At 64.8% G+C, this 15,776-nt stretch carries 15 protein-coding genes; 6 read left to right on the forward strand and 9 right to left on the reverse strand.

Features of this window, described 5'->3' with window-relative positions:
- Positions 1-97: 97 nt before the first annotated feature.
- Entirely contained in the window at positions 98-652 is a 555-nt protein-coding gene (locus tag H618_RS0104960) for a DUF4174 domain-containing protein (protein WP_028694021.1), read from the forward strand.
- Positions 653-696: 44 nt separating this feature from the next.
- On the opposite strand, the gene H618_RS0104965 is transcribed toward H618_RS0104960, so the two are convergent.
- The 6 genes from H618_RS0104965 to H618_RS0104990 form a co-directional block, all read right to left on the reverse strand.
- On the reverse strand, positions 697-1,713 hold the full coding sequence (locus H618_RS0104965; protein WP_028694022.1) for an ABC transporter permease: 1,017 nt from the start codon (positions 1,711-1,713) through the stop codon (positions 697-699).
- Positions 1,713-2,771, reverse strand: a complete 1,059-nt coding sequence (locus H618_RS0104970; protein ID WP_028694023.1) for a microcin C ABC transporter permease YejB — start codon at positions 2,769-2,771, stop codon at positions 1,713-1,715. The genes H618_RS0104965 and H618_RS0104970 overlap by 1 nt, the downstream gene beginning before the upstream one ends.
- The gene (locus H618_RS0104975; protein ID WP_028694024.1) at positions 2,768-4,579 is read right to left on the reverse strand and encodes an extracellular solute-binding protein; all 1,812 of its coding nucleotides are present in this window, start codon (positions 4,577-4,579) and stop codon (positions 2,768-2,770) included. Before H618_RS0104975 ends, H618_RS0104970 begins: the two co-directional genes overlap by 4 nt.
- A 70-nt stretch (positions 4,580-4,649) precedes the next feature.
- Positions 4,650-4,931, reverse strand: a complete 282-nt coding sequence (locus H618_RS0104980; protein ID WP_028694025.1) for a peptidylprolyl isomerase — start codon at positions 4,929-4,931, stop codon at positions 4,650-4,652.
- Between the two features lie 105 nt (positions 4,932-5,036).
- Positions 5,037-6,122, reverse strand: coding sequence for a 3-deoxy-7-phosphoheptulonate synthase (locus H618_RS0104985; protein ID WP_028694026.1), 1,086 nt, complete (start codon positions 6,120-6,122; stop codon positions 5,037-5,039).
- Positions 6,123-6,653: 531 nt separating this feature from the next.
- On the reverse strand, positions 6,654-7,319 hold the full coding sequence (locus H618_RS0104990) for a response regulator transcription factor (protein WP_028694027.1): 666 nt from the start codon (positions 7,317-7,319) through the stop codon (positions 6,654-6,656).
- Positions 7,320-7,527: 208 nt separating this feature from the next.
- Between H618_RS0104990 and H618_RS0104995 the strand changes: the two genes are divergently transcribed.
- Complete coding sequence (locus tag H618_RS0104995) at positions 7,528-8,163, forward strand: response regulator (protein ID WP_028694028.1); 636 nt, start codon at positions 7,528-7,530, stop codon at positions 8,161-8,163.
- Here H618_RS0104995 and H618_RS0105000 read toward each other — a convergent pair.
- Positions 8,160-8,816, reverse strand: coding sequence for a pentapeptide repeat-containing protein (locus H618_RS0105000; RefSeq protein WP_028694029.1), 657 nt, complete (start codon positions 8,814-8,816; stop codon positions 8,160-8,162). The genes H618_RS0104995 and H618_RS0105000 overlap by 4 nt on opposite strands.
- A gap of 82 nt (positions 8,817-8,898) precedes the next feature.
- A complete protein-coding gene (exaA, locus tag H618_RS0105005; RefSeq protein ID WP_033727502.1) occupies positions 8,899-10,758 on the reverse strand; it encodes a quinoprotein ethanol dehydrogenase in 1,860 nt (619 codons plus the stop codon).
- Positions 10,759-11,017: 259 nt separating this feature from the next.
- Between exaA and pedF the strand changes: the two genes are divergently transcribed.
- The 3 genes from pedF (at position 11,018) to H618_RS0105020 (ending at position 13,716) form a co-directional block, all read left to right on the forward strand.
- Positions 11,018-11,455 carry a cytochrome c-550 PedF gene (gene pedF, locus H618_RS0105010; RefSeq protein ID WP_028694031.1) on the forward strand — a complete coding sequence of 146 codons (438 nt, stop codon included), beginning with the start codon at positions 11,018-11,020 and terminating at the stop codon, positions 11,453-11,455.
- 374 nt (positions 11,456-11,829) lie between these two features.
- Entirely contained in the window at positions 11,830-12,285 is a 456-nt protein-coding gene (locus H618_RS21250; RefSeq protein ID WP_154660619.1) for a hypothetical protein, read from the forward strand.
- 177 nt (positions 12,286-12,462) lie between these two features.
- Positions 12,463-13,716, forward strand: a complete 1,254-nt coding sequence (locus tag H618_RS0105020) for an arsenic transporter (RefSeq protein WP_028694032.1) — start codon at positions 12,463-12,465, stop codon at positions 13,714-13,716.
- On the opposite strand, the gene H618_RS21255 is transcribed toward H618_RS0105020, so the two are convergent.
- On the reverse strand, positions 13,702-14,079 hold the full coding sequence (locus tag H618_RS21255) for a hypothetical protein (RefSeq protein WP_081673709.1): 378 nt from the start codon (positions 14,077-14,079) through the stop codon (positions 13,702-13,704). The genes H618_RS0105020 and H618_RS21255 overlap by 15 nt on opposite strands.
- Positions 14,080-14,456: 377 nt before the next feature.
- On the opposite strand from H618_RS21255, the gene H618_RS0105030 reads away from it, so the two are divergent.
- Positions 14,457-15,770, forward strand: coding sequence for an MmgE/PrpD family protein (locus tag H618_RS0105030; protein WP_028694033.1), 1,314 nt, complete (start codon positions 14,457-14,459; stop codon positions 15,768-15,770).
- The last annotated feature ends 6 nt before the right edge of the window (positions 15,771-15,776 follow it).

The raw sequence follows: 15,776 nt of genomic DNA on the forward strand, positions 1-15,776 counted from the left end.
CCGTTAAGCTGACCCGCCGAGGCTGCGGGTGGTTTAGGCTCGCCGCGCCAGGCCTGTTTCAAGGTCAGGCGTTACGAGAACCAACAAGGAGATGCCCATGCTCGTCAGGTCCCTGACCCTCGCCACCTTGCTCTGCGTTGCCTGCCCAACGTTCGCCGCCGACAGCGACGCACCGCTGGCCCGTGAACAGGGCAAGGCGCGACCGTTGGTGGTCATCGCGCCCAGTTCTGCCGACCCGACCCTGCGCGGCCTGAACGACGCGCTGAAAGACCCGACCACAGGTGCCGCGTTCAAGGAGCGCGGCATCGTGCTGTACAGCGTCGCCAACATGATGGGCATGCGTGAGGACAAGAACCTGGAGCAACAGGCGACCATGGCGCTGATTCGCGAGCTCAAGCTCGGCGCCAGTAAAGGCACCAAGGTGATTCTCATCGGCCGCGATGGCGAGCGTCATGTGCTCAAGGACGACGACAGCAGCACGCCGCTCGACCCGCAGGCGGTGCTGACCGCAGTGGACGAGCTGCCCGCCAGCGAAAAAGCCGTCAGCGCACCCGAGCCTGCGCCCGCAGCCCCGGCCAAAGCGGCCGGCAAAGAGACCAAAGCGAGCAAACCGGGCAAACCGGCTGCGCCGCCCAAGCCGCTGGACGACTGATTCACCCCCATCCCCACGCCCACGCCTTGCCGTGGGCGTTCGGTTCAGCGCCGCGGGTCGAAGGCCTCGCGCAGCGCCTCACCGATGAACACCAGCAGCGCCAGCAGCAGGGCCAGCACGAAGAACGCGGTAAAGCCCAACCAGGGCGCTTCGAGGTGCTGCTTGCCCTGGGTTACCAGCTCGCCCAGTGAAGCGCTGCCGGCCGGCATGCCAAAGCCGAGGAAGTCCAGCGCGGTGAGGGTGGTGATGGCGCCGGTGAGAATGAACGGGATGAACGTCAGCGTGGCATTCATCGCATTGGGCAGGATGTGCCGCAGCATTACCTGGGTGTCGCCAAGCCCCAGCGCCCGCGCTGCCTGCACATACTCCAGGTTGCGCCCACGGAGAAACTCGGCGCGCACCACATCGACCAGGCCCAGCCAGGAAAACAGCGCCATGATCCCCAGCAGCCACCAGAAGTTCGGTTCCACGAAGCCGCTCAGGATGATCAGCAGATACAGCACCGGCAGGCCCGACCACACCTCCAGCAAGCGCTGACCGAGCAGGTCGACCCAGCCGCCGTGGTAGCCCTGCACCGCGCCGGCCAGAATGCCAATCACCACGCTGACGGCGGTCAAGGCCAGGGCGAACAGCAGTGACACGCGGGTGCCGTACAGCACCCGTGCCAGCACATCGCGGCCCTGATCGTCAGTGCCCAGCCAGTTGCTGGCGCTCGGCGGGCTGGGACTGGGCATTTGCAGGTCGTAGTTGGGCGTGTCAGCGCTGAAGGGGATAGGCGCGAACAGCATCCAGCCGCCCTGGCGCTCGATCAGCTGGCGTACGTACTGGCTGCGGTAGTCGGGCTGGAACGGCAGCTCCCCACCGAACTGCTGTTCGCTGTAGCGCTTGAACGCTGGCAGGTACAGCTGGCCCTGGTAGCCGAGCAGCAGCGGCTTGTCGTTGGCGATCAGCTCGGCGCCCAGGCTCAGGCCGAACAGCGCGACGAACAGCCATAGCGCCACCCAGCCGCGACGGTTGCGGCGAAAGCGTTGCAGGCGGCGGCGTGACAGCGCTGACAGCATCAGTGCCTCCTTGCGGCGAAGTCGATGCGTGGGTCCAGCGCGGTGTAGGCGACATCGCCGATCAGGCGAATCAGCAAGCCGGCCAGGGTGAAGAGGAACAAGGTGCCAAACACCACCGGGTAGTCGCGCGACACGGCGGCATCGAAGCTCAGCCGGCCGAGGCCGTCGAGCGAGAAAATCACCTCGATCAGCAACGAGCCGGCGAAGAACACCGTGACCAGCGCCTGTGGCAACCCGGCCACCACCACCAGCATGGCATTGCGCAGCACATGGCCGTACAGCACGCGGCGCTCGCTGAGTCCCTTGGCCCGTGCCGTGACCACATACTGGCGGGCGATCTCATCGAGGAAGGCGTTCTTGGTCAGCAAGGTCAGGGTGGCGAAGCCGCCGATCACCAGTGCCCCGACCGGCAGCACCAGGTGCCAGAAATAATCGGCCACCTTGCCCAGCAGGCTGAGCTGGTCGAAATCTTCCGAAACCAGCCCGCGTACCGGAAACCAGTTCAGCGAGGTGCCCCCTGCGAACAGCACGATCAGCAGCAAGGCGAACAGGAACGAGGGCAGGGCATAGCCGATGATGATCAGCACGCTGCTCCAGGCGTCGAAACGGCTGCCGTGGCGCACCGCCTTGCGTATACCCAGCGGAATCGACACCAAGTAGGTGATCAGCGTGGCCCAGAACCCCAGCGATAGGGTCACCGGCAGCTTGTCGAGGATCAAGTCGGTGACCTTGGCGCCGCGAAAGAAGCTCTGGCCGAAATCCAGGCGCGCGTAGTTGCCGAGCATTAGCCACAGCCGCTCGGACGCGCTCTTGTCGAAGCCGTACTGGCGTTTGATGTCTTCCAGCAGTTTCGGGTCGAGGCCGCGGCTGGCCCGCGACTCGCCACGCAACACGTCGGCGCTGGCCCCCGCCGCACCGCCACCGACCCCTTGCAGGCGCGCCACGGCCTGCTCCACCGGGCCGCCTGGGGCGGCCTGGACGATGACGAAGTTGAGCAGCAGGATCGCCAGCAGCGTGGGAACGATCAGCAACACGCGGCGCAGGATGTAGCCGATCATGGCGCCACCTTGCGCCGTTCGGCCATCTGCGCGTCGGTCAGGGCGCTGGGGCTGACCTCCCACCAGGTGTCCAGGCCTTCATCGTACAGCGGCGCCACCTTGGGCTGACCGAAGCGGTTCCACCACACGGTCGAGCTGCCGGGCGGGTAATAGTTGGGTACCCAGTAGTAGTTCCACTGCAGCACCCGGTCGAGCGCGTGGGCGTAGCGACGCATCTGGGCCTGGCTGCTGGCCGCGACCAGGCCGTCGATCAGTTGGTCAACAGCCGGGTCTTGCAGCACCATGAAATTGTTCGAACCAGGGTCGCGCGCGGCGGCCGAGCCGAAGTAGCTGTACAGCTCGGCACCCGGCGACAGGCTGGCCGGGTAGCCGGTGACGATCATGTCGTAATCGCGCGCCATCAGCCGGTTGACGTACTGCGCCGAATCGACGTTGCGGATGGTCATCTGCACGCCGATCTGCGCCAGGTTGCGCTTCCACGGCAGCAGTAGCCGCTCCAGCCCGGGCTGGCCATTGAGGAAGGTGAAACTCAGTGGCTCGCCGGCGGCGTTCACTAGCTGGTCGCCGGAAACTCGCCAGCCGGCGCTTTGTAGCAGTGCCAGGGCCTGGAGCTGCTGGGAGCGAATCAGCCCGCTGCCGTCGGTGACTGGCGCGCTGAACACCTGCTCGAACACTGCATCGGGCACTTGCCCGCGCAGCCGCTCGAGCAGTGTCAGTTCCTCGGCATCCGGGAGCTGACGCGCCGCCAGTGGCGTGTTGGAGAAAAAGCTCTGCTGGCGAATGTACAGCTGGCGCATCATCTGCCGATTGCTCCACTCGAAATCCCACAGTAGCGCCAGGGCCTGGCGGGTGCGGCGGTCATGGAAGACCGCACGGTCGAGGTTGAACACATAGCCCTGGGCGTCCTGCGGCTTGTGGGTGCCCAGATGGCCACGCTGCAGACGCCCGTCGCTGAGCTGCGCACCGTTGTAGCCCAAGGTGTAGGCGGTGGCAGAGAACTCGCGGTTGTAGTCGTAGCCGCCGCCCTTGAGCACTTGCCGGGCGACTTCGGTGTCGGAAAAGTACTCCACCCGTAGGCGATCGAAGTTGTAGCGGCCGCGATTGACCGGCAGGTCTTTGGCCCACCACTGGTCATTGCGAACGAAGGTGATGCTGCGGCCGTTGTCGATCTTGCCGATGCGGTACGGGCCACTGCCCACCGGCTGACTGAAGCCTGCGCCGCTGGCGAAATCCCGTTGCTGCCAGTCGTGTTCAGGCAGCACCGGCAGGCTGGCCAGGTCTAGCGCCAAGGTGCGGCCATGGGGCTGGCGCAGGTCGAAGCGCACCTGGCGCGGGCCTTCCACGGTGATCCCGGCGACCTCGGCGAACTGCGTGCGGTATTTGAGGCTGCCTTTGCTCATCAGCGTCTCGAAACTGAAGCGCACGTCTTCGGCGCGCACCGGGCGGCCATCGGCGAAGGTTGCCCGTGGGTCGATTTCGAAGCGGATCCAGGCATCGTCCGGGCCGCGCTGCATACGCCGGGCGATCAGGCCGTAGACGGTGTACGGCTCATCCTGCGAACGGGTTGCCAAGGGCGCATACAGCCAGCCGTTGACGGCCGTGACGCCAGTGCCTTTGTCGATATAGGGAAGAATGTGGTCGAACTGGCCAAGATCGATGGCCGAACGGCGCAGGCTGCCGCCCTTGGGCGCATCCGGGTTGACGTAGTCGAAATGGCTGAAATCTTCGGGGTAACGCGGCGCCTGGCCATAGACGGTGAGGGCATGGCTGCCGGCAGCCTGGGCCGCTGCGGCAGTTAAACCGAGCAGGCAGGCTGCAAGAAGAACCTTGCAGCGCTGCCAGGCCGACCCCGGCGCGGGGCGAGGGGCCAACTCAGGTTCAGTCCTGACGGCTGGTGACTTCCAGCAGGTGGTAGCCGAACTGGGTCTTTACCGGACCTTGCACGGTGTTGACCGGCGCGCTGAACACCACGGTGTCGAACTCCTTGACCATCTGACCCGGGCCGAACGAGCCGAGGTCGCCGCCTTGGCGGCTGGACGGGCAGCTGGAGTTGGCTTTGGCGACTTCACCGAAGTCGGCGCCGGCTTCGATCTGCGCCTTCAGCTCGTTGCACTTCTCTTCGCTGCTGACCAGGATGTGGCGGGCGGTGGCTTTAGCCATGGGAACTACTCCTTTTGAGAAACGCCAAGCCTACCTCATGCTTGAAGCTGCAAGCCACAAGCTTTGAGCGGCAAGCGGGTTTCGTCGGTATGCAGGCTGTGGCTTTTATCTTGCGGCTCGAAGCTTGCAGCTCGCCGCTCGCAAAAGCTGTTCGGTGGCGCTCCAGCCCAGGCAGCCGTCGGTGATCGATACGCCGTACTGCAGCGGTGCCTTGCCAAGGCTCTGGCAGCCGTCGAACAGGTGGCCTTCGAGCATCATGCCGACCACCGAGCGGTCGCCGTCCAGGCGCTGCTGCAGCACGTCGTTGAACACCGCCGGTTGCCGGGCCGGGTCCTTGCCACTGTTGGCGTGGCTGCAATCGACCACCAGCTGCGCGGCCAGGCCCGCCTTGCTCAGGCCCTGGCGCGCCTGGGCCAGGTGCGCTGCGCTGTAGTTCGGGCCGCTGTGGCCACCGCGCAGTACCAAGTGCGTGTCAGGGTTGCCGAGGGTTTCCACGATCGCCGGATGGCCCTGGGCATCGACGCCGAAGTGCCTGTGGCTGTGGGCGGCGCTGCGCATGGCGTCGCAGGCGATGGCCACGCCACCGTCGGTGCCGTTCTTGAAGCCCACCGGCAAGCCCAGGCCGCTGACCAGTTCACGGTGAATCTGCGATTCGGTGGTGCGCGCGCCAATCGCGGCCCAGCTCAGCAGGTCATCGAAGTAGCCGGCCGCCAGCGGTTGCAGCAGCTCGGTAGCAATCGGCAGGCCGCGCTCGAGCAGGCCCAGCATTAGCTCGCGGCACAGCGTGAGACCTGCGTGCATGTCGTCGCTGCCATCGAGGTGCGGATCGTACGCCAGGCCCTTCCAGCCCACCGTGGTGCGCGGCTTTTCGACGTAGGCGCGCATCACCAGCAGCAGCTGATCGTCCACTTCGGCGGCCAGGGCTTGCAGGCGGTCGGCGTATTCCAGGGCGGCACGCGGGTCATGCAGCGAGCAGGGGCCGACGATCACCAGCAGGCGTGGGTCATGGCCGTCGAGGATGGCGCGCACCTGCTCGCGCTGCTGGCTGACTTGCACGGCAAGGTCGCTGCGCAAGGGCAGTTGCTGTTTGAGCTGGTGGGCACTGGGCAGACGCTGGCTGAGGGCACTGTTGGCCGCCTGGGGGTGTGGCTGGGCGGTGTTCAGGGGCAGGGCGAGGGTGGCGCTGGGCATGGCAATGATTCCTTGGGCGGACGCTGCGGCGTGATGCGCAGCGCCGGCCCTAGCGTAGTGTTCGACAGGTTGAGCGTATGGGCGAAACGGTGCCACCGTGGCTGATCCGGTCGGAGGCGGCAGGCTGGCCCGAACGGGACTGGCTAAATCGCCAGGTAGCGAGGCTGGCGCGGTAATAGGTGGCGTAGTTCATGTCGGTATCCTTGAAAACGTGTGTGAAAGTGCAAAGCCTGAAAACGCAAAACCCCCGGTCGGGGGGCCGACCGGGGGTTTGAGTATTCTCGTGTTCGGCGGCCCCTCGAAAGTGGACGCCGCGATGGGTATCAGCGGCGCCTAATGGCTAAACCAATACCCGAAGTAATAGCTGGAGACCGACACGCAGCCGGCTGCCATCGCGCGTTGAACGCGGCGCTGGGCGAGGCTGTGAGAGTGACGGTGAGTGTGCATGATGCGCTCCAGTGAGTGGTCCCGAGCTTACTGCACCCGTTGCAGGCGATTCAATGGCCGCGACGAAGTTTTTTCCTACATGTCTCAGCGACGCAGGTAGGCACTGAAGTCTATATCGCCTGCACTGAGAATCGCCTGCACCCGATTGTGCACGTTGAGTTTGCGCAAAATCGCCGAAACATGGGCCTTGACCGTGGTCTCTGCGATGTCCAGGTGATAGGCGATCTGCTTGTTCGATTCGCCCTTGGTCATGCGCTCGAGCACCAGCAACTGCTTGCGCGTCAGCGCTTGCAGCAGTTCCGGGGCAAAGCTTGGGTGTTCTGGGCTTTGGCGACGCTGGCCAGGGCGCTGGGTGCGGATGATGTCCGGGGGCAGGTAGACATTGCCGTTGAGGATCTGCTCGATGGCCGCCGTCATCTGCGTGCGTGGCGACGATTTGGTGATGAAGCCCACCGCGCCGTAGGTGATGGCCTGCAGCACCACTTGCTTGTCCTGCTCGGCAGAGACGATCACCACCGGAATGGTCGGCGCCTCGTTGCGCAGGTTCATCAGCCCGCCCAGGCCGTGCATGCCGGGCATGTTCAGGTCGAGCAGAATCAGATCGAGGTCGTCGTGGTCCTGGGTCAGCTCCAGGGCGCTGTCGAGGTCGGCCGATTCCATCACTTCGCTGCCGGGAAAGCCGTCGGCAATGACGTTGTGAATGGCCTCGCGAAACAGCGGGTGATCGTCGGCAATGAGAATCTTGTACATGGCTGTGCACCTTATTGTTGTTCGAGTGTGCTGGCGCGCAAGGTCGCAGGCTTTGTAGGGGTTTTGGCCTGGTGTTATGAGCCTATTAAGAGCTTCGGGCAATGCTTTTGTGAATGCGACCATCGACAGCGCAACCGGCACCAAAGTAGTAGAGGGGTGCCCACGGCGCAGGCCTAGGATGAGGGGCCGAAGGAACCGGAGTTGCGCCATGAGCATTCTGCTGGTCGATGATCACCCGCTGCTGCGCATGGGCCTTGCCAGCGCGCTTGGTCAGGCCTTGCCCGACATGCCGCTGTTGCACGCAGGCAGCGGCGAGGCGGCGCTGAGCGAGGCGCAGTTGCAGGTGCCGGCGCTGGTGATCATGGACTTCGACCTGCCCGGCATCAGCGGCCTGGAAACCACCCGGCGACTGCGCCAGCGCCTGCCGCAGTTACGCGTGCTGTTTCTCAGTGAGCACTGCGAGCTGAATGTGGTGCGCCAGGCCCTGGCGGTGGGGGCCTGTGGTTTTCTGTCGAAACAGGTGGCGCCGGCGGTGCTGATCGATGCGGTAAGGCGCACCCTCGCCGGGCATGCCTACATCGAACAGCCGCTGGCCAGTGCCCTGGCCTGCCAGGCGCACAGCGCCGATGAGCGCCGCTTGCAGGCGCTGACCCCGCGGGAAACGGAAATCCTTCTGATGCTGGCCAAGGGCACCGCAGTGCGGGTGATCGCCGAGCGCCTATGCATCAGCAGCAAGACCGTGTCCAACCAGCTGACCTTGCTCAAGAGCAAGTTGCAGGTCAGCGGCCAGGCCGAACTGGTGCACCTGGCCATTGCCAGCGGTCTGCTGCGCCTGGCGGCCTAATTCCAGCTGCTGGGACAGCCCTGGCAACCCTCCATGTTGCTGTCCTGGAAGTTGGCATAGTGCTGACGGCTTCCGCGCAGATCGGCGCGTTCGAGGTTGCTTTCGCCGAACTTGGCCTCTTGCAGGTTGGCGTCCCTGAGGGTCGCGCCGGTCAGGTCGGCCTTGCTCAGCCAGGCCATTTCCAGGTCGGCAGCGGTGAATGTCGCACCTTGCAGCTTGGCGCCCGACAGCCTGGCGAATTCCAGATAGGCACCCGACAAATCGGCGTTGGCGAAGTTGGCGCCCTGGGCGAACAGGCCCCAGCCTTGCGCGGCGAGCAAGGTCGCGCCTTGCAGTTGCGCCAGGCGCAGGTTGCTCTGTTGCAGGCTGGCACGGGTCAGGTTGGCGCCGCGCAGGTCGGCGTTTTCCAGGTTGGCGAGATCGAGGCGGGCGTGGCGCAGATTGGCCTCGCGCAGATCCGCGCCTGAGAGATCGATCTTGCGCAAGTCTTGGTTGCTCAGGTCGGCGCCGCGCAGGCTGGCGTTGGCGCAATGGCTTTCCGGGGCCAGAAGGCAACCGTTCACGGTCAGTGGCACGTCATCGTTTTGCTCGGCGTTATCGGTGGCGAAGGCGGGGCTGATCAGCAGCGCCAGGGCCAGGGGCAGGTAGTTCATGGTGGCTCCCGATAAAGGGCGTGGTACAGACCACACCTGCATGCGCCGCCTGGGCAGGCCGGCGCATGCAGGCACGACAGGCTCAGCGTTGCGCAGTCTTGGTGTCCCAGGCCGGAATCTTGAACACCCAGAACGAGCCGCCCTGGGCCACCGGCTTGGTCAGCTCGGCCATGTCGCCACCCCACAGCGGTACCGCGCCGCCATAGCCGACGGTGACACCGATGTACTGCTCGCCGTCCTGATCCCAGGTGATCGGCGGCGAAACGATGCCGCTGCCGGTCTGGAATTTCCACAGCTCCTCGCCGGTCTTGGCGTTGAACGCCTTGAAGAAGCCATCACCGGTGCCGGTGAACACCAGGTTGCCCTTGGTCGCCAGCACCCCGGCCCACAGCGGCAGGCGCTCCTTGTGTTCCCAGACCATCTTGCCGGTGGTCGGGTCCATGGCCCGCAGCGAACCAACGTGGTCCTCGTACATGCGCTTGATGCGGAAACCCATGCCCAGGTAGGCCGAGCCTTTCTTGTAGTTGACCTCTTCGGTCCAGTATTCCTCTTTCCATTGGTTGGACGGCACGTAGAACAGGCCGGTGTCCTGGCTGTAGGCCATCGGGTTCCAGTTCTTGCCGCCGAGGAAGGGCGGCGAGACTTCCACCGGCTTGCCTTTGGTCTGCCCCGGTTCAGGCTTGGCCGGACGTTGGCCAGGGTTTTCCACCGGGCGCCCGGTATTGAGGTCGATATGGCTGGCCCAGGTGATGTTGTCGGCGAACGGGAAGGCGTTCTGCAACTTGCCGTTGCTGCGGTCGACCACATAGAAGAAGCCGTTGCGGTCGGCATGGGCGGTGGCCTTGATCTGCTTGCCGTCCTTGTCCTTGTAGTCGAACAGCACCAGTTCGTTGTTGCCGGAGAAGTCCCAGGCATCGTTCGGGGTGTGCTGGTAGAACCACTTCACCTCGCCGGTGCTCGGGTCGACGCCGACCTGGCCGGAGGTGTACAGGCTGTCGAAGTCGTGCGGGTTGCCGTCCTTGGAGGTGCGTGCCCAGGTGTTCCACGGCCCCGGGTTGCCGGCGCCGACGATGATGGTGTTAGTCTCGGCATCGAAGCTTGCGCTCTGCCAGGGTGCGCCGCCGCCATGGCTCCAGGCCTCGACCTTGCCGGTGGGGCTGCTCGGATCGTCCGGCCAGGAGGGCGCCTTGACATCGCCGGTGGGCGTACTGTCCTTGCCGTTCAGGCGGCCCATGTGCCCTTCGACGAAGGGCCGCATCCACACCTCTTCACCGGTGTCGGGGTCACGCGCATAGAGCTGGCCGACCACGCCGAACTCATCGCCGGAGCTGCCGTGAATGAGCAGCACCTTGCCGGTTTTCTGGTCTTTGACCAGGGTCGGCGCGCCGGTCATGGTGTAGCCGGCGCTGTGGTCGCCGAACTTCTTGTTCCACACCACCTTGCCGGTGTCCTTGTTCAGCGCCACCACCCGCGCATCGAGGGTGCCGAAGAAGATCTTGTCGCCGTAGATGGCCGCGCCGCGGTTGACCACGTCGCAGCACGGGCGAATGTTGTCCGGCAGGCGGTGGTTGTAGGTCCACAGGCGCTTGCCGGTCTTGGCATCGAGGGCGAACACCCGCGAGTAGGAGCCGGTGACGTAGATCACCCCGTCGTTGATGATGGCCTGGGATTCCTGGCCGCGCTGCTTCTCGTCGCCGAAGGAGAACGACCAGGCCGGGGTCAGCTTGAACACGTTCTGGTCGTTGACCTGGGTCAGCGGGCTCCAGCGCTGGGCGTTGGTGCCCATGCCGTACTGCAGCACGTTCTGCGTGGTGTTGTGGTCGTCGGCGATGTCTTCCCAGGTAACAGGTTTTGCTTGAGCGACGGCGCCGAAGGTCAGGCCGGCCAAGAGCAGGGCAGTGGTCAGTGGCGAGAGCAGGGTGGGTAACGTCGTTGTTGTCATGGTTGTTGTTCCCAGTGGTGTTGTGCCGCCATAGCCTGAAACGCACGGCGCCACCGAGATACGGAAAATTTCCCGATTGTTGCGGGAGTTTTTCCCGGCTCGGACATGATTTGGCACTGCCTCGAAAGCACTACGACCAAGGGAGCATTCGCCGCGCGCCAAGGCAGCATGGGGTCGCGCGCAGCACCTTCCTAGGATGCTGGCAGGCCCTCGCCGGAGGGCTTTTGCGAGCTATCCGAAGACGTCGAGGACAATAACAATGACAACCCTTACCAAGGCCCTGAAGCGTGCCGTGCTGCTGCTGGGCCTGACCACCGCTGGCAGCGTGCTCGCCCACGGCAATGTCACCCCCACTGCGGTCAACACCGAAGGCCTGGAGCCACTGGGCAGCGAGTGGCGCGCGGAAAACCCCTACCGCACCGGCAAGGACCACGACAAAGCGGTGGAAATCGGTGCCTCGGCCTACAACCAGAATTGCGCCGCCTGCCATGGCCTGGAAGCCAAGTCCGGCGGCATCGCGCCCGACCTGCGCCTGCTCGATGAGGGCGAAGCCGGGGACGAATGGTTCGTCGAGCGAGTACGCAACGGCGCGGTGCGTGATGGCCGGGTGTACATGCCGAAGATGGCGGACTTCCTCAGCCAGGAAGCGCTGTGGGCGGTGCGCACGTACTTGGACAGCGTGCATGTGACCGAGTGACGTCGCGCTACCGAATGTGAGACTGAGGGCGGGCATTGCACAGTTGTGATGCAGTTCGCCCTTCTGCGTTTTAACGACATCCTCTTCACACCATTTTCACCAGTGCCTTGGCAAGGTGGAGCCACATCCGTGAAACACTTGGCCCGCCTTCCCCAGCGGGCTTTTCTTTGCGTGTGATTCTTCGCGCTACCCATTGCGTCCGAGCCAACTCAGCAGGCCGATTGCTCCGCGGCAAAGCGATCCCGTAGGATGAACGCCTTCTTTTACAGGGGCTTGGCGTGAACTTCTCGAATCCGGTTGTCTTTGTTCTCGCACCTGCCAGCCTGCTGCTGGGCAGTTACTTGCTAGTGCGCTGTATCAGGCTGGCCAAGCGCATGATCTTTCCCGCCGTGAAGATTCGCTTCGCCGCCAGCGCCGAGCCATTCGCCTTTCATTTGCCGCAGGCGGGCCGTTATGTGGTGAATGTCGTGATCCCGCCGATGAAGTTTCTGATTGGCGTGGCGCACTTTCGCGCCCGCTTCGCCATCAGCACCGCCGCCGCTCAGCCGCTCACCTACCGCTCCTATGGACGCTCGCTGTTCACCGTCGATCGTACCGACATGGCCGGAAAACGCTCGACCCCGCTGGGTGGCTTCGACTGCGCGCAGGCCGGTGACTTCACCATCACCTGCCTGAACCCGGAAACCATCCGCGATGATTACCAGCTTGAAATCGCACCGCTTGTGCCGTTGCTCAAGCTCGTACCGCTGGTTCTGGCGACCCTGGTGGCTGCGCACATGGCCATTGGCGGGCTGGTGGTTTCACTGATCTGCCTGGGCGGCCAGGCTTGAGCGCCGCCGCCGGCACAGAGCACCCACGGCACCGAGGATGAAATTCGCGACACCTGCGGAGCGATCGAGCCAGGCCCAGGTCTGACGCTCGAGCGCACGAATGCCACGCGCAGTGGTTATCCTGCATCGCTGTTTTCCCACGCTATCTTTCATCGGCCTTTCCCTTGAGCCTCGCCCATGCCTGCATTTGACCCCGCCATCGCCATCTGGACCATCGCCGCCGTCGCCACCGCCGCGGTAATTCTGCGCCCCTGGCGGGTGCCGGAATGGATCTGGGCGGTCAGCGGCGCCGTGCTGTTGACCGTCATCGGCCTGATCGCGCCGCGCGCCGCGCTGGCAGCGGTGGCCGAGGGGCGCGATGTGTACTTGTTCCTGGTGGGGATGATGGTGCTGGCCGAGCAGTCGCGTCAGCAGGGGCTGTTCGACTGGCTGGCGATGTACGCGGTGCAGCACGCCAAAGGCTCGGGGCAGCGCCTGTTCGACCTGGTGTTTCTGGTCGGCACCGTGGTCACGGTGTTCCTCTCCAACGACGCCACCGCCGTGGTGCTGACGCCTGCGGTCTACGCCGCCTGCCGCGCGGCCAAGGCACCGCCGTTGCCGTATCTGTTCATCTGCGCCTTCATCGCCAACGCCGCAAGCTTCGTGCTGCCGATTTCCAACCCAGCCAACCTGGTGGTGTTCGGCAGCGACATGCCGGCGCTGCTCGACTGGCTGCGCCTGTTCAGCCTGCCGTCGCTGGCGGCGATCGGCCTGACCTACCTGATGCTGCGCTGGGCCGTACGCGGGCAGATTCGCCAACCGTTGGCGCTACAGGTGGCGTTGCAGCCGCTGTCCAGTGGTGGCCGGCTGTGCGCGCTGGGCATTGCCCTGACCGCAGCGGTGCTGCTCGGCGCTTCGGCGCTGCACTGGGAACTGGGCCTGCCGACCTTCTGCGCCGGGCTGTTGACCGCAGGCCTGATACACCTGCGCCAACGGCGCTCGCCGCTGCCGGTGCTGAAGAACGTGGCATGGGGGGTGTTGCCGCTGGTGGCGGGTTTGTTCGTGCTGGTCGAGGCGGTGGCGCAGACCGGGGTCATCGAACGTCTGGCGCACGGCCTGCAGCAATTGGCCGCGCATTCCCCGGCGCAGGCGAGCTGGGCGGCTGGCCTGTTGTCGGCGTTGGCCGGCAACCTGATGAACAACCTGCCCACCGGGCTGGTGGCAGGTTCGATCGGCAACCTCAGTGATCTGCCCGCGCAGACCACCGGGGCGCTGCTGATCGGCGTCGACCTGGGCCCCAACCTGTCCATTACCGGTTCCCTGGCTACCTTGCTGTGGCTGGCAGCCATTCGCCGGGAAGGTGAGCATGTCGGGCCCTGGGACTTTCTGCGCCTGGGCCTGCTGGTGATGCCACCGGCGCTGATCGGCGCGCTGGCCTTACTTCACGTTTGAAGCCGGGGCGAGCGGGGCAGGCGGGTTCTTGAGCTTGATCACGTCACCGGAAACGGTGGTGGTGTAGCCGTTCATGACCCAGGCCCAGAACCATTTTTCCTGCACTTGGGTGTTGATCAGTGCATCACCGCCCTTGGCCTTGATCGCCGCGTTCTGCGCGCGCACGAAGCGGGTGTTCTGCTGGATCGGGAAGAGCCCGAACAGCATCAGGCCGGTCGCCGAGGCCTCGCTGTGGCCTAGGACGGTGTACTGGCTGCTGTCGTAGTGCGGGGTGGTCATCGGGGTGCCGGTGCAGCCTGCCAGGGTGATGGCGAACAGGCCAGCGGCCAGCGATTTTGAGATGAAATTCACGCCTAACTCCATGAGTAAAAGCCCCGGATCCATTTCCGTGGGCGCGCTACTTTAGTCGCCTTATCAATAATTTGTAACGCACTCCTGACGAACGTTCTCACGTACGTCACGGCAAGCGCCTGCTTCCACCCTGGCCCGTGCCGCAGGGCAGAAAGGTTGAACCAGGGTGTTCGCGGCATTTCAAACCCTTCAGCCAGCCCTCTTGTAACGGGCGTTGAACGCAGCTTTTCGCGGCCGATCCTGCCCGGGAAAGCGTTCTGCGATAGCCATAGGCCAATATGGAATAACCAATAACCTTTGGTTATTGGCGAAAGTTTTTATAGAACAGGAAAATCTCAACCCATCCGAATCGATTGACCTAGGTCAAGCCTTGCAGTGAAAGGTGCCTTTTGAGTAATTCCCTCAGCGAGCGGCTGGCCGACGCGCTATTGAACACCCGACCACGGGACCTCGAACGCCAGCTCGCCCGCGATGGGCTGGTGGACTACTTCGCCTGCCTGCTGCCGGTGCACCTGGGGCTGCTCCAGGACACTGCCCTTGCGCCAGTGCGCCAGGTCTATCCGGCGCAGCACAGTGTCGACAACCACGCCCTGCAACTGGGCTACATGAGCCATGCGCTGGACTTCGACGACTACCACGCCACCTTCCGCGGCCACCCGAGCACGGTGGTGCTGTCGACCCTGCTCGCGTTGTCGGCGCAGCATGCCGACGTCGCCCGCCACGAGCGCTTTCTCGATGCCTACGTGATCGGTGTCGAGCTGGCCGGGCGCTTGGGCAAGGCCATCGGCACCCGGCATTACGCGGTCGGCCTGCACAGCACCGCAACGCTGGGGGTGATCGCTGCCACGGGCGCGGCGTGCCACCTGTTGCAACTGAGTGCCCAGCACACGCAAATCGCCCTGGGCCTGGCCGCAACCCAGGCTGCAGGGCTGCGCGCGCAGTTCGGCAGCGCGGCCAAGGCGCTGCACGCAGGTCTTGCGGCGCGCCAGGCAGTCAATAGTGTGCAACTGGCGGCCAGTGGTTTTGCCGCACAACCCCAGCAGGTGCTCGAGCAAATGCTCGAGGTGCTTGGCTTCGGCGTTGCCCAGCCCGAGGCGCTGCTGGCTGACTGGGGCGCGCCCTGGCGTATCGTCAAACCCGGCCTGGAATTCAAGCGTTACCCCACCTGCGGCGGCACCCATAGCGCCATCGAAGCGGCATTCGCGCTGCGCGCTGTCGAGGATTTCGCGCTGGAGCAGATCGCCGCCATCGAGGTGAGCTTTCCACCCGGCGCCGACACCGCGCCGTCGATTCGTCAGGCGCACACCGGCGTGGAAGCGCGTTTCAGCCTGGAATACGTGATCGCCGACGCCTTGCGCAACGGCGAGGTGGCGTTGCCGCGCTACACCGACGGCCCGGTCGATGCGCAGATCGCAGCGCTGGCGAGCAAGGTGCAGCGCGTGCCCGACCTCAGCGCCCCGGCCGATGAGCTCGACCACGACAAACGTTTCCACCGCCTCACCCTGACCCTCACAGACGGCAGCCAGCGCAGCCACTGCGTCACCCGCATGCAGACCGCCGCGCTGCCCACCGATGTGCGCGGCAAGCTGCAGCGCAACCTGCAAGACTGGCCGCAGGCGCAGCGCGTGGCACTGACCGCAGACCTCGAACTGCCTGACGATGCCGCGTTGCATCGGCTGCTTTCCCTCATTCGTTGCCCATAAGGATCG

Origin of the sequence: Pseudomonas cremoricolorata DSM 17059 = NBRC 16634 (genome assembly GCF_000425745.1) — a bacterium.
In the GTDB taxonomy this organism is placed as follows: Bacteria; Pseudomonadota; Gammaproteobacteria; order Pseudomonadales; family Pseudomonadaceae; genus Aquipseudomonas; species Aquipseudomonas cremoricolorata.

Bases quoted from the DNA above. Each gene is read 5' to 3' on its own strand.
- H618_RS21255 (WP_081673709.1), bottom strand. From the start codon at position 14,079: ATGGAGTTAGGCGTGAATTTCATCTCAAAATCGCTGGCCGCTGGCCTG.
- H618_RS0104985 (WP_028694026.1), bottom strand. From the start codon at position 6,122: ATGCCCAGCGCCACCCTCGCCCTGCCCCTGAACACCGCCCAGCCACAC.
- H618_RS0105020 (WP_028694032.1), top strand. From the start codon at position 12,463: ATGCCTGCATTTGACCCCGCCATCGCCATCTGGACCATCGCCGCCGTC.
- exaA (WP_033727502.1), bottom strand. From the start codon at position 10,758: ATGACAACAACGACGTTACCCACCCTGCTCTCGCCACTGACCACTGCC.
- H618_RS0104980 (WP_028694025.1), bottom strand. From the start codon at position 4,931: ATGGCTAAAGCCACCGCCCGCCACATCCTGGTCAGCAGCGAAGAGAAG.
- H618_RS0104970 (WP_028694023.1), bottom strand. From the start codon at position 2,771: ATGATCGGCTACATCCTGCGCCGCGTGTTGCTGATCGTTCCCACGCTG.
- H618_RS0104960 (WP_028694021.1), top strand. From the start codon at position 98: ATGCTCGTCAGGTCCCTGACCCTCGCCACCTTGCTCTGCGTTGCCTGC.
- H618_RS0104965 (WP_028694022.1), bottom strand. From the start codon at position 1,713: ATGCTGTCAGCGCTGTCACGCCGCCGCCTGCAACGCTTTCGCCGCAAC.
- pedF (WP_028694031.1), top strand. From the start codon at position 11,018: ATGACAACCCTTACCAAGGCCCTGAAGCGTGCCGTGCTGCTGCTGGGC.
- H618_RS0104995 (WP_028694028.1), top strand. From the start codon at position 7,528: ATGAGCATTCTGCTGGTCGATGATCACCCGCTGCTGCGCATGGGCCTT.
- H618_RS0104990 (WP_028694027.1), bottom strand. From the start codon at position 7,319: ATGTACAAGATTCTCATTGCCGACGATCACCCGCTGTTTCGCGAGGCC.
- H618_RS21250 (WP_154660619.1), top strand. From the start codon at position 11,830: ATGATCTTTCCCGCCGTGAAGATTCGCTTCGCCGCCAGCGCCGAGCCA.
- H618_RS0105000 (WP_028694029.1), bottom strand. From the start codon at position 8,816: ATGAACTACCTGCCCCTGGCCCTGGCGCTGCTGATCAGCCCCGCCTTC.